Source organism: Flavobacterium sp. SH_e, from assembly GCF_025717045.1.
Taxonomy (GTDB): Bacteria; Bacteroidota; Bacteroidia; order Flavobacteriales; family Flavobacteriaceae; genus Flavobacterium.
Map to the genome: position 1 here is coordinate 64,600 of NZ_JAOVZN010000001.1, position 13,761 is coordinate 78,360.

11 protein-coding genes are annotated in these 13,761 nt (G+C 31.1%); 9 read left to right on the forward strand and 2 right to left on the reverse strand.

Annotated elements, in window-relative coordinates:
- Position 1: 1 nt before the first annotated feature.
- On the reverse strand, positions 2-4,546 hold the full coding sequence (locus OD917_RS00260) for a translocation/assembly module TamB domain-containing protein (RefSeq protein ID WP_263522042.1): 4,545 nt from the start codon (positions 4,544-4,546) through the stop codon (positions 2-4).
- Between the two features lie 207 nt (positions 4,547-4,753).
- Here OD917_RS00260 and tsaD point away from each other — a divergent pair, with 207 nt between their 5' ends.
- From tsaD to OD917_RS00305, 9 genes are all read left to right on the forward strand, one after another.
- On the forward strand, positions 4,754-5,776 hold the full coding sequence (gene tsaD, locus OD917_RS00265) for a tRNA (adenosine(37)-N6)-threonylcarbamoyltransferase complex transferase subunit TsaD (protein WP_111285270.1): 1,023 nt from the start codon (positions 4,754-4,756) through the stop codon (positions 5,774-5,776).
- A gap of 3 nt (positions 5,777-5,779) precedes the next feature.
- Complete coding sequence (locus OD917_RS00270) at positions 5,780-6,484, forward strand: 16S rRNA (uracil(1498)-N(3))-methyltransferase (protein WP_263521542.1); 705 nt, start codon at positions 5,780-5,782, stop codon at positions 6,482-6,484.
- 147 nt (positions 6,485-6,631) lie between these two features.
- Positions 6,632-7,270 (forward strand): DUF4159 domain-containing protein, encoded by a 639-nt coding sequence (locus tag OD917_RS00275; RefSeq protein WP_111285274.1) that lies wholly within the window; start codon positions 6,632-6,634, stop codon positions 7,268-7,270.
- A 98-nt stretch (positions 7,271-7,368) separates the two neighbouring features.
- Complete coding sequence (locus tag OD917_RS00280; protein ID WP_263521544.1) at positions 7,369-7,866, forward strand: TrmH family RNA methyltransferase; 498 nt, start codon at positions 7,369-7,371, stop codon at positions 7,864-7,866.
- A gap of 91 nt (positions 7,867-7,957) precedes the next feature.
- Entirely contained in the window at positions 7,958-8,851 is an 894-nt protein-coding gene (locus OD917_RS00285) for a hypothetical protein (RefSeq protein ID WP_263521545.1), read from the forward strand.
- Positions 8,852-9,162: 311 nt separating this feature from the next.
- Positions 9,163-10,122 (forward strand): zinc metalloprotease, encoded by a 960-nt coding sequence (locus OD917_RS00290; protein WP_263521546.1) that lies wholly within the window; start codon positions 9,163-9,165, stop codon positions 10,120-10,122.
- 107 nt (positions 10,123-10,229) lie between these two features.
- Positions 10,230-11,321: an AI-2E family transporter gene (locus tag OD917_RS00295; RefSeq protein WP_263521547.1), complete on the forward strand. Its 1,092-nt coding sequence runs from the start codon at positions 10,230-10,232 to the stop codon at positions 11,319-11,321.
- 2 nt (positions 11,322-11,323) lie between these two features.
- Positions 11,324-12,505 carry a class I SAM-dependent methyltransferase gene (locus tag OD917_RS00300; protein ID WP_263521548.1) on the forward strand — a complete coding sequence of 394 codons (1,182 nt, stop codon included), beginning with the start codon at positions 11,324-11,326 and terminating at the stop codon, positions 12,503-12,505.
- A 4-nt stretch (positions 12,506-12,509) separates the two neighbouring features.
- Positions 12,510-13,076, forward strand: coding sequence for a hypothetical protein (locus OD917_RS00305; protein WP_263521549.1), 567 nt, complete (start codon positions 12,510-12,512; stop codon positions 13,074-13,076).
- On the opposite strand, the gene OD917_RS00310 is transcribed toward OD917_RS00305, so the two are convergent.
- Entirely contained in the window at positions 13,077-13,724 is a 648-nt protein-coding gene (locus tag OD917_RS00310; RefSeq protein ID WP_263521550.1) for a M15 family metallopeptidase, read from the reverse strand.
- Positions 13,725-13,761: the final 37 nt, after the last annotated feature.

The window sequence follows — 13,761 nt, forward strand, 5'->3', positions numbered from 1 at the left end:
GTTAATAATCGCTGTCTGGAATTAATCCCTGATTATTGGTTGGCTCTTGATGTTGCTGTTTTTTCTTCTTTTCTTCTTCTTTTTTCTTTTCTTCTTCTTTTTTCTTTTTCTCTTCTTCCTCTTTTGCTTTCTTTTTATTTTTCTCCGAATCTTTTTTGCTCGTGAAATTCACATAATCAGGATTTAGATAAGAATCTTGCAATTCATCAGACGATGAACCTTTTACTGCTTTTTCGATCTTATGATCTTTAAAGAGCTTATTTACTAATTCGCTAAAAGTATCAAAATCTACTTCATACGAAATACCAACTCCTTGAGTGTATCCAATTCCTTGTCCTACATAATTAATATCGTTTTCTTTATTAAACAAGCGAAGGTTCATTGTGCCATCTTCATTTACCCTATATAAGATTTCTATATCTCCTACAATTGCAGATTCGTTTACTCCACCAACAGGAACTCCCAATTTACCATTGATTGTTATTCTTTCATTTACCTGCGAGGATATATTTGCTACAAACTGACCATCGACCTCCTGCCCTGTTCTTCTATCTGCAGCAATGTAATTTAAGTCAATATTTACTTTATCATTATCCGATTTGATAATTCCACCCAACAAACTTGAAGCAGTTTCTGTTAGTGTACCAGAAAAATCTCCTTGGCTAAAACCGTCCGTACTCATGAAAGAACCAGTCGATAATAAATATAGCGCTTGTGTCTGACGAATATCTTTATCGTCTAATTTATATTGTATCTCAGATTTTAAAACATTACTTACCGAAGGGAACTGAATATCAAAATTTGGCTCTGGACTTGCTAAATCTCCTCTCAACCCGATAACAACTTCTACAGGAACTTTTTTATTGAACGAAGAAGTATTATCTAAAAGAACTGCTGGATTGGCTTGGGTTTTATAAACTGCTTCTAAATTTAACTGAGCACGCATTGGGTTTCCTTCCCAAATAATAGAACCTCCCTTTTTAACAGCAAACTTTTTATCGATAAGTCCACCGTATTTAAAATTATAAGTTCCTTCGTATGCCTGGAAATCTCCCCACATATTAAATTTACCTAAAGTATTGATTTTAAATAAAAGCGATCCATATCCTTTCCCTTTCATACCGTGACCTGAATTTCGATCCAGAATAACTTCTACTTCAGCATCTGGCGTAATATCAAAATCGAATTCCAGCTCAAGTCCATTATAATCCCTTGTTTTTTCAACAATACCATTAGCAAGATTGAACTTTTCTTTTGGTGTTACAAAATGAATCCAGCTACTTTCTCCAACGCTTTGTACATTATTAATAGGAATCTTTACTTCGGTGCCTTTTTCAGACTTAGCATCTACCTTAATAAACAAACTTTCAACAGGACCTTTTATACTTGCAGAACCATTTATAAATGCGGTACCGAAATAAGCTGCATCCTCACTGTCTTTTGTATCAAGTGCAACTAATCTTTTAGATGTGATATTTAAATCCAATTTCCAATCACCAAAATTATTATGCTCAATTGTACCATTCAGCAAACCTTTTGTTCCGTATTTAGTATCTGTTAACTGATTATTCCTAAATAAGAACTTTTCGTTAGTTAAATCAATTACCGTTCGATCACTTAATTCATAATCTGTGTTTAGATACGGAATTGTCATTCCTGCTTTTTCTACATATAAACGTCCGTTGATTTCTGGCTTTTTCAAATTCCCGACAACAGCAGCGTTTCCAGAAACAGAACCACGAACATTAGACAAAACATCTCCGCCAATAGTTCCTAAAGTTGCAAGATTGAATCCTTCCAATTTCAGATTCATATCCATAATTGTTTCTTTATTCTCTACCGCAAAAGTTCCGTTTGCTCTAAATGATTCCGTAAAACCATTTTGAATCGATGAATTAACAGTAAATTTCCTAAAAGATTCGTCACCAGAAATATCAAAATTAAGCGTACCAAGTTCCGTCTTGTTCATCACAAGATGATCAATCTTTATGGATGCCGTGGGCTGATAAACGTTTTTATTCTGCTTATAATTGACATTTCCATTCAAGTTACCATTAAATACAAACTTGGAATTGACGGGAGTTATTTTATTAATATCAACATCTTCAAAAGTCAGTTCGAGATCTTTATAATCTGTTCCTTTTATAACTCCATTTAAATCCATTTTCTGATTTTCGTGTGATAAAACGATATTATCAAACGTGAAATTCTTAAAATATTGATCAATTAAGATTTGGTTATCATCATCACTTTTTTCATTTAAGTACCAGATGTAATCTTTAAACTTCATTTCGGATTTTTTGATTCCTACAATGTTATTTTTATTCTTATCTATGGTATGGTACAAATCCAGATTGAAATAATCTTCTCCTTGATTCCCTCCCTTAAACTCAGAACGGACAAACAGCGTATCATTTGCTGTAACATTAATTAAATTAAAATCACGAATCTTATAATAAGGTGTTTTAATACTATCTAATTCAACATACGCATTATAAAGCGGGTTTTTATTATCAATATTAATTCGAATGTTATCAAATGTATTTTTGTCTGCTGTAATCTGTTTTGATCTGAAACGAAATTTAAATTCCTGTAAATCCGAATCAATTTTTCCTCTTACAACGGTCGATGAATCAATGTTTATTTCAGGATAAAGCATTTCAACCACTTTATCATAAACTCGGAAATTGAAACGCAAGAACTGTCCCTTTCTAACTTTGTAAGGTTTATAATTGGTATACAAACTACCAACAGAATTCATTACCAATTTATCTAATTGATCAAATCTAAATTTCCCAACAATTTTTCCATCCACAACATCATTCGAACTAATTGTAATCGTTCTCAAACGATCGGCATCAAAACTCGAATTTAAAGTTACTTGATCAAAAACATAAGTCGATTTCGGGTTTTGATATTCTGCATCTTTTATAAAGATATTTCCTTGAAGGTTTTCAATAGAATTTCCAGTTAACTGAACAACAACATCTCCTTTAAAATTAGAAATAGAATCACTTACGAATTTAAGTTTTCGCAAATCTGAATTTTCAACATTTATATGAAAATCGTAACGATTCTCTCTTTTGCTTAAATCCAGCAATCCATCAAAACTTAAATTTAAGTTTGGATCATTAATAGCAATTTGTCCTTTATAATAAGGAAGCTTAAAATTTCCGTTTACTACTATATTATTATAGGTGTATTTATTGTAATCCAATTTTGCAATATCTCCTTTAATAACCGTATTCAAATATTTTTCAGTAAAACCAACTCCATCAACATCAAGATTTAAAGTAGTTTTACCAATATCTTTTCTGTTTAAAGCTGCACCTACATCAAAATTGGTTAAAATAATATTTCCAGAATAAGAAGCTTTATCTATAAAATCCATATTATTCATATGAAGATCAACTTGTCCATTTCCAAGATCAGTTGCCATCTTAAAGTCGGTTTCTAAGTCTGTTGTCGAAACTTTTGCTTTTCCAACAATATTAAACTTCCCGATTCTCTTCATTTCTTTTGGAAGTTTTTTACCCAAAACTTCTGGAAGTAAAATCACTAAATCATCATAACTAGAAAGCAATTTATCGAATTTTCCATCCATAGAAAACTTCTGAGTTTTGCTTCCCAAAAGATTTCTAAAATTGATAGTTCCGTTAATTTTTGATCCGTGATTATCGCTTAATCTTAATTTTGTAAGCAACATATTATTAAGCGGACCGTCTAATTTTGTCTTTAATTTAAAATGCTGATTTTTTCCTAAACCATCATAAAAATGACGAATATCGTTTGTTGCAATAGAAGACGAATCTATTACAACATTAAATCTAACTTTATCTGTAAAATCAAGAAAATCTTCAGGCTTATAATTCAAAATTGCTACACCATAAATAGAAGATCTTTTAGTTTTAATAGCCAGATTTTCAACTTTAATCTGTTTTTTGGTATAACTGAATTTCCCTGCAAAATTTGAAACATACAAACCACGATGATCCATAAATGAAAATCTGTGAATGGTAGTATTCACGTCTGGCCCATACAATTTAAACTCACTTATATAAGCGTTTAATTTTGTAAAATCTAAAAACTTAGGCGTCGTTTTATTTTCATCAATGACAGAAAATCTTCCTTTTTCTATATAAGCATTCTTGGCCGTCAGCAAAAAGTGTTTAGTTGACTTTTTCTTAGGAGTATTTTCAACTTCAAAAGCCTTAATAAATTTATTGATATTATTTTCATTTTCACCTTTATAGGTTTTTAGATTGAAAATCAAACCCGTAAGACGCAAATCTCCAAAAATCAAATCTCCGTCCAACAATCTGCTGAAACTGGCAATATCAGTTGTGATAATATCCGAATAAATCATCGTTTTTTTGTGATGATCTAAAATCGTCACGTTCTTCAATTTTACTCCACCAAAAATATTGATTGCCGTTTTTTCAACGTTAATATTAACCTTATAATCTTCATTCAAAGAATTAGTAAGATAATTGGCAATCTGTGTCTGAACGACAGGAAGAGATAGTATGATAGCCAATGCTAACAAAAGTAAAATCAACCCAATTAGGGTTCGTGATATTATTTTCTTTACTTTTTTGATAGCTTCTTTAATTTTAGTTTTTCTTTTAATTTATTTTGAACAGACAAAGAGCGACTGTTTTTGATAAAAATTCTTTAATTTTGGGGCACTGCTTAAATCAAAGAAATTTAATAATTTGATTTGTCAAATATAATTCAAAATTTGTGCCTTTATATGCAAAATCCAGAGGTTTTTATTCTAGCCATCGAAAGTTCATGCGATGATACTGCTGCCGCGGTTTTACATAACGACAAAGTATTGTCAAATGTTGTAGCCAATCAATTAATTCATAATCAATACGGAGGTGTTGTTCCTGAATTGGCTTCCCGAGCGCATCAGCAGAATATTGTACCCGTGATAGATGCTGCACTTCGTAAAGCAAATGTACAAAAAGAACAATTAAGCGCAATCGCATTTACGCAAGGTCCAGGCTTAATGGGCTCTTTATTGGTAGGAACTTCTTTTAGCAAATCATTATCATTAGCCTTAAATGTTCCATTAATTGCTGTGAATCATATGCATGCGCATATTTTAGCTCATTTTATTGATGAAGAAGGCTACGATAAACCAGAATTTCCTTTTTTAGCTTTAACGATAAGTGGCGGGCATACTCAAATTGTTAAAGTGAATAGCTTTTTTGATATGGAAATTATCGGAGAAACTACTGATGACGCTGTGGGTGAAGCATTTGATAAAAGTGCAAAAATTCTTGGACTTCCTTATCCCGGAGGACCTTTGATTGATAAATACGCAAAAGAGGGAAATCCGAAAGCATTTCCTTTTACCAAACCTAAAGTTCCAGGATTAGATTTTAGTTTCTCTGGATTGAAAACTGCTATTTTATATTTCATCCAAAAAAACAAACAGGCAAATCCTAATTTTATTGAAGAAAATCTGAATGATATTTGTGCTTCTATTCAGCATACGATTATCGAAATTCTGATGGATAAAATTAAACTGGCGGTAAAAGAAACCGGAATTACACAAATCGCAATTGGCGGCGGAGTTTCTGCAAATTCAGGAATCAGAAATACACTGAAAGAAACAGAAAGCAAATACGGCTGGAAAACTTTCATTCCGAAATTTGAATATACAACAGACAATGCTGCAATGATTGGAATTGTAGGTTATCAAAAATACTTATCTAATCGTTTTGAAACTTCTGCTGTGGTTTCTAAAGCAAGAATCGAATTTTAAATCATGCAGTTATTTTTTAATCCGAATATAGACGAAACAACTCAAAGTTTTTCTTTTGATAAAGAAGAAAGCCGTCACATTATAAAAGTTCTTCGAAAGAAAGATTCAGATATTCTGCAAGTTACCAATGGTTTTGGATTATTGTTTGAAACTCAGATAACTCTTGCTTCAGATAATAAATGTACCGTTGAAGTGCTTTCTATAAAAAATGCCGAAAAACCAAAATTTCATTTGCATTTGGCTGTTGCCCCAACCAAAATGAATGATCGTTTTGAATGGTTTCTAGAAAAAGCTACCGAAATTGGTATTCAGGAAATTACACCTATTTTCTGCGATCGTTCTGAACGAAAAGTAATTAATCGAGATCGTTTCGAAAAAATTATTCTTTCGGCAATGAAACAATGCAATGAGACTTTTTTGCCAAAATTAAATGAAGCTATTTCGTTTAAAGAATTCATTAAACAACAAAAAAAGGGTTTACAATTAATTGCACATTGCGAAGAAACCGATAAAAAATCGCTAAAAGAGGTTTTAAAACCAAATGAGGATACTATAATCTTAATTGGACCCGAAGGTGATTTTTCTGAAAAAGAAATCGCTTTGGCATTAGAAAACAATTACAAACCTGTAACTTTAGGAAACACACGTTTAAGAACAGAAACAGCCGCAGTTGTGGCTTGTCATAGTGTTGTTTTTTTTAATGAATAAATTAGTCATTAAGTTTGTCATCCTGAGGAACCAAGGATCTCACGCGTAACTCAACAACAATTGGCGACAAACTATGCGGAATTTCTGGTGTGATTTCTCCTTCGTCGAAATGACAAAAAATGTGAAAACAAGATATTTAAAACTTACATGAAAAAAATATTCTATCTATTATTACTAATTTCAATCTCTTCTTTTTCACAAGAAATTGCTTTGCTTAAATACAGCGGAGGTGGTGACTGGTACGCAAATCCAACTTCTTTACCGAATTTGATTAATTTTTGCAATGCTAATATTTATACCCGAATTAAAAACAAGCCTTCAACCGTCGAACCAAGTAATCCCGATTTGTTTTCGTATCCTTTCGTACACATGACAGGTCACGGAAATGTTGTTTTCAGTGATGCAGACGTAACAAATTTGAGAAATTATTTAACTGCTGGCGGTTTTCTTCACATTGATGACAACTACGGAATGGATCAATTTATTAGAAAAGAAATTAAAAAGATATTTCCGAATAATAATTTAGTTGAACTTCCTGCAAATCATCCAATTTTTCAGAAACCATTTCCTTTTCCAAACGGATTACCTAAAATTCACGAACACGACGGAACTCGTCCTCAAGCTTTTGGAATTTTCATAGACAATAAACTGGTTCTGCTTTATACTTACGAATGCGATTTAGGCGACGGCTGGGAAGATCCCGAAGTTCACAATGATCCTGCTAACGTACGAGACAAAGCCTTAAAAATGGGCGCAAACATTATCAATTATATTTTTACTAATTAGTGACTAGTAATTCATCATTCAAAAGCAACAACGTCACCTCTCAAAACTATTCACTTATTACTATTCACTAATCACTTTCCACTTTTCACTAACAAAAAATGCAACTGACACACGAAGAAAATCAATTTGAAAGAAAAACATTTCCCATTACTTTAGTTTGCGATCATATTTACTTTCAGCAGAATATTGGTTCTTTATTTAGAATTTCTGAAGCTTTCGGAGTCGAAAACATTATCTTTTTTGGAAAAGATATTCCGCTTACACCTCGTAAAATAAATAAAACTTCACGAAGCACGCATCTTCATGTAGCCCATTCTGTTATTGAAGATTTTAATGAACTTCAATCTTTTCTATTGAATAATGATTTTGAAATTATCTCTCTAGAAATTGCTTCTAATAGCAAACCTTTAAAAGAAGTTACTATTCCGAAAAATAAAAAAATAGCACTTTTAATTGGAAGCGAAATCAACGGAATATCTGAAGAACTTCTAAAACTTTCTCACCAAATCGTACACATTAATATGTTTGGAAAAAACAGCAGTATGAATGTTGTTCAGGCTGCGAGTATTGCGCTTTATGAGATTACTTCGTTATAAAAAATCTTTTTTTTTTAATTTTTAACTGTAAATATTTTACTCCAAAAATACGTTACTGTAATTTTGTTGTTTAATTTTTAATCATTTTAAAATGAAGTTGATTGATAATAAATTTTACGGTCTAAGAAAAAGCATTGTTTTTTATTTTTATCAGGATCCCAAGAAAGATATTATCAAAGAACTAATAAATGATTTTGTAGATTTTGTTAATCCTAGTTATTCCTCTTATAGATATTTAACTCACGATTTAAAAAATATTAATGGTAAGTGGCACGAACTTTTTAACAGCATAATAGATAAACATGATTTTGATAACGTTTGTACGTTATCTTTTACCGATTCTAACAAAAATCAATTACAAAAAAATTCTGTAAATTTTTTAATTCGAAATATTAAGAAAGAATTCCCAAATAAAACTCCTAATATAATTTACTTTGAGTTTGAAGAAAACATCTCATGGGAAGAAATTTATCATTTTATAAGCCATTCTTTCTATTCACTAACTTATTACTATGTAAGTGCTGGATACTCTTTGGCAGTAAATGATTATTTATATCCTAAAAGTACATCTTTAAGTGTAAAAGAATTACAACGTTCTAAAATTCTGAATAGTTTACATTCAACTTGGCGAAACAGTTCTTTTTTAGTTAATCTAAAAAATGGGATAGACGGTCCTAACATTATTCAAGCGCTCTGCAAAGAGTTATATCATAAACTCGGATTTAATACAATAAATGATGCTAACAAACAAAATATCCTGAATTATCATGTTGGGGAAGATTACATCATAATAAATCTTCCTGAAACATTTGATTTACAAGAAGCCTATGATGATAAACAAATTTATAATATTGAGTTTAACGGAGAATTAATTGAAAAATATAAAAATCTAAATAAATTTTTAGAACCGATTTTAGTCCAATTTTCTAAACCTCAAATGTTTTGGAAAGAAGAGGAATGGTTGCTTTGGCAGAGTAGATTTTAAATATATCTAAATCGAAAAGTCATTCTAAAAATTCTCTTCTAAAGATTTATTTCGATTTTCCCACCAATTTAATTGTCTGAATTTATCGTTAAACTACAGATAATCACGACAAAATACATTAAAAAAACAAAAACGAAAGAAAAAACTTATTAATATTTTTCATGTATTTTTTGTAGGAATCAGTGTTTGTAAGGGTTTGTAAAATTTCTGACAAAATAATCTTTGTAATATTTTTCTACAATAATTTTTTGTTATAAAATTGCTGCAATGTTTAACTAATCAACATTTTTATAACAAAAACCCAGATTATTATGAAAAAAGTTATTATTACCGCATTTACAGCATTAGTGCTATTTGCTTGTCAAAACGAACAATCTGAATCTGCTAATGCAGATGCAACTGTTGCTTCTCGTAGAGGATGTGCAACACAAGAAGTTCTTGAGGCGCAATTAAAAGCTGATCCATCATTGGCAATTAAAATGAATGAAATTGAAGCATTTACGGCAAAGCACGCTGGTTCAAATTTTACAGGACGTTTGGTTAATGGCAAAATCGAAATTCCTGTAGTAGTGAATGTTTTATACAGAACAACAGCGCAAAACATTTCGGATGCACAAATTCAATCACAAATCGATGTTTTAAACAAAGATTTTAATGCTTTAAACTCTGACTACAATAATGTACCAGCGTTATTCTCAGGAGTTAAAGCAAACATCGGAATTACATTTGTTTTAGATCAGATTATTAGAAAATCTACAACTAAAACTTCTTGGGGAACAAATGACGCGATGAAAAAAACTGCTCAAGGCGGAATCGCTCCTACTTCTCCAACAACTAAATTAAACATTTGGTCTTGCAACATTGGAGGCGGAATTTTAGGTTATGCACAATTTCCTGGAGGTGCTTCTGCAACTGATGGAGTGGTTATCGACTCACGTTATTTCGGATTGTCTGGAACTGCAAATGCTCCATTCAACTTAGGAAGAACGGCTACTCACGAAGTTGGACACTGGATGAATTTACGTCACATTTGGGGAGATGCAACTTGCGGAAGCGATCTTGTTGCTGATACTCCTACTCACAACACAGCAAACTACGGAGTTCCTGCTTACCCTCACTACAGTACTTGTTCAGGTACACCAGTAGAGATGACAATGAACTACATGGATTATGTTGATGATGCTGCAATGTATATGTTCTCAACAGGACAAAAAAGCAGAATATCAGCTATTTTTACAACTGGAGGAGCAAGAGCTTCTTTTGCACAATAGTTGAATCGAAAATGATAGACAAAGCGAGGTGTTTACATCTCGCTTTTTTTGTTTAAGCCTAAATTTTAAAATGCTTTTTCCTATATTTATGGTCTAAAACTCAATCAATGGTAACATCAAAAACTATCGCAAACGGAATTTTACGAGCGTTGGCTGTGATCTTAATTATCGGAGCAATTTTATACTTTTTATATGAAATTCAGACTGTTATTGTCTATTTATGCATCTCATTGATTTTATGTTTAATTGCAAATCCTTTAGTATTATTTCTAAAAAACAAACTTAAGTTTAGCAATTCTCTTGCCGCAACTACAACCATAATCTTTTTTATTTTCTTGATTGTTGGTTTTATTTTATTGTTTGTTCCATTAATCATTTCTCAGGCCAATAATTTATCTCTTTTAGATACGGCACATCTCCAGACACAATTCATTGAAGCAGAACAAAGTATCGAGCAATATTTTAATATTCAGCATGTTGATTTAAATAAAGTGATAAAAGATTCTAAAATTACTTCTGTACTAGATTTTGGATATTTTACTGGTTTTATTAATTCGATATTCAATTTTATGGCCGATATGGGAATGGGATTGGTTTCTGTTTTCTTCATCACCTTTTTCTTTATAAAGGATCAAGAAATATTTAAAAGTCAAGCTCGCAGAATTCTACCAGATACAAACGAAGACAAAATCTTGAATTCAATTACCAAAATAAATCATCTTTTAACACGCTATTTTATCGGATTGCTTCTTCAGCTTACAGTTGTTTTTATTTTGTATTTGATTGTTTTAATGATTTTCGGAAATAAAAATGCCTTTGTTATTGCATTCTTGTGTGCTATTTTGAATGTTATTCCGTACATCGGACCAATTATCGGAACCATTTTAGCTGCACTGTTAACAATGATTAGTTTAATTGGACAAGATTTTCAATCTGAAATTCTTCCAACTACAATTTATGTTGTAATCGGGTTTTTATTGGTTCAGGCAATTGATAATAATATTAGCCAGCCAATAATTTCTTCAAAAAGTGTAAATTCGCATCCGCTGGAAATTTTTCTTATTACTATAATTAGCGGAATTACTTTTGGAATTGTCGGAATGATTATCGCTGTCCCTTTATTCACGATGATAAAAGTTATTTTAAAAGAATTTTTTCCTGATAACAAAATTGTCTCTACATTAACCGAAAGAATTTAGCTTTGAATACTTCTATTTTGCATCATGATATACAGAAATTTATAATTCAAAATACTGGTGCAGATATAACAAAATTAGCGCTTCAAAAAAATCCGTTTCCAGAAACAGACTGGATTCTCATTTTAAATCAAATTGAAGCCCGAACTAAAGCTAAAGAAAAACTCCCGACTTGGTTTACGGCGGAAAATATTATTTACCCAAATAAAATATCGGTTGAACAAACTTCTTCAGAAAAAACAGCGACATATAAAGCTTCTTTAATTTCTGGTAAAACTTTAATTGATTTAACAGGCGGTTTTGGTGTTGATGATTATTATTTTTCGAAGAAATTCAAATCGATAACACATTGCGAAATAAATGAAGAATTATCGGCAATTGTAGCACACAATTTCAAACAATTAAAAGTTGAAAATTGTACTTTTTATGCTGGAGATTCTATTCATTTATTAGAAGAAACAAATCATAAATTTGATTGGATTTATATTGATCCATCAAGAAGAAATGACAGTAAAGGAAAAGTTTTCATGCTGAAAGACTGTTTGCCAAATGTTCCTGAACTGCTTGATTTTTATTTCGAAAAATCAGATTCTATTTTAATTAAAACGGCTCCGCTTTTAGATATTTCAGCGGGATTATCAGAATTAAAAAATGTCAAAAACATTCATATCATAGCGCTTGAAAACGAAGTAAAAGAATTGCTTTTCGAAATTCATAAAAATTATTCGGGCGAAATAACATTAAAAACAGCCAACATTCTAAAAGAAAAAACAGAAATTTTTGAGTTTGTTTTGGGTAACGAAACATCTTTTTCGTCTTACGGATTACCGCTGAAATATCTTTACGAACCAAATTCTGCCATTATGAAATCAGGTGGTTTTGACGAAGTAAGTATCGCTTTTCAAATTGATAAATTACATAAGCATTCGCATTTATATACTTCAGAAGATTTAATTGACTTTCCTGGAAGAAAATTTGAGATTCAAAAAATCATTCCATATAACAAAAACGACATGAAAAATGAGCTTGCAAATAAGCAGGCTAATATTACAACTCGCAATTTTCCAGAGACTGTAGAAAACATTAGAAAAAAATGGAAAATAAAAAATGGCGGAAATTTGTACTGTTTTTTTACAACTGATGTAAAAGATAACAAAATAGTTTTAATTTGCACCAAAATAATCTAACACAATGAAGCAACTATTTATTTTAACCATTTTTCTATTAACATTTACCGCTTTTGCACAAAAACCTTGTGAATACAGTGCAAACGTAACCGATTCTATTGGTACTTACAAAGTTACAAATGAGTACTTAATGAGTGAAAAATATTTTGGAGGAAACTTTAATTATATCTTCTTTTCACTGGCTCAAACTGACGGATTGCCTACTTTAAATATGCAAGCAATCCAGAAAAGTAAAGATTTCATCAAAGCCAATTGTTTTGATAAAAATTCAAAGATTTTTTTACAATTAGAAAATGGAAAAATTGTAACCTTAATGCACATCAATCAAGAAACTTGCGGAACATTAATTCGTGACGAAAAAGGTTTTGACAATCGCGTTAATACAGGGATTTTCATGTTCATGAAAGACAATTATGAAGAACTGAAAAAGTCCCCTATTTCGCTTATGCGTGTAAAATATCTAACTAACACAGAAGATTATATCGTAAAAAGCGAACTTACTTCTGAGTTAACAGGAAAGGTAACGCATCCAAATACTTATTTCATGGAAAATATCAGATGTGTTGAGTAATTAATCACATTTCCATTTCTGATTGGAAACTTTATCTTTTAAACCAGCTTTTAAATTATAATGCCACCATTCAGAATCAAATGAATTAAAGCCATTTTTAATCATTGTTTTTTTCAGATAAGCCCTTTTTGAAAGAATCTCTTTTGAAAGCTGTTTAAAATTATGACTGGCCATACTTCCAAAAAAATCAAAAGAAGTTCCCATATCGACTTCTTTACCTGTTATATCCACTAAAGAAATATCAACGGCTCCTCCTCTATTATGGATGGAGCCTTTTTTTGGATCTGCAACATATTCCGGATTCGACACAATCTCCCACATTTTTTTCTGAATATCCAATGGTCTGTAACAATCGAAAATTTTGATTCTATAACCTTTCTTCAAAAAATCATTATTTGCAGCAATTAAGGCTTTTACGGTCTTTAAACGAAGCATGCACTCAGCACAATCATATACTTTTGCTTTTAAGAAATTATCTTCGGTTGCATATTTCATATCATATACAAAATCGTTACTATAATCTCTAAGCTTAACAAATGTAGTATCTGAAGTTTCAGCTTCTGCGGTACTTATATAAGCTTCATTTTGAGCCTGCAAAGAGGTAAAACAAAAAATAAAAACGATTAAAATTTTTGAAAAGTGATCCATTGCCTGATAATTTTAAAAATTGAAGTTAAACAAAAAA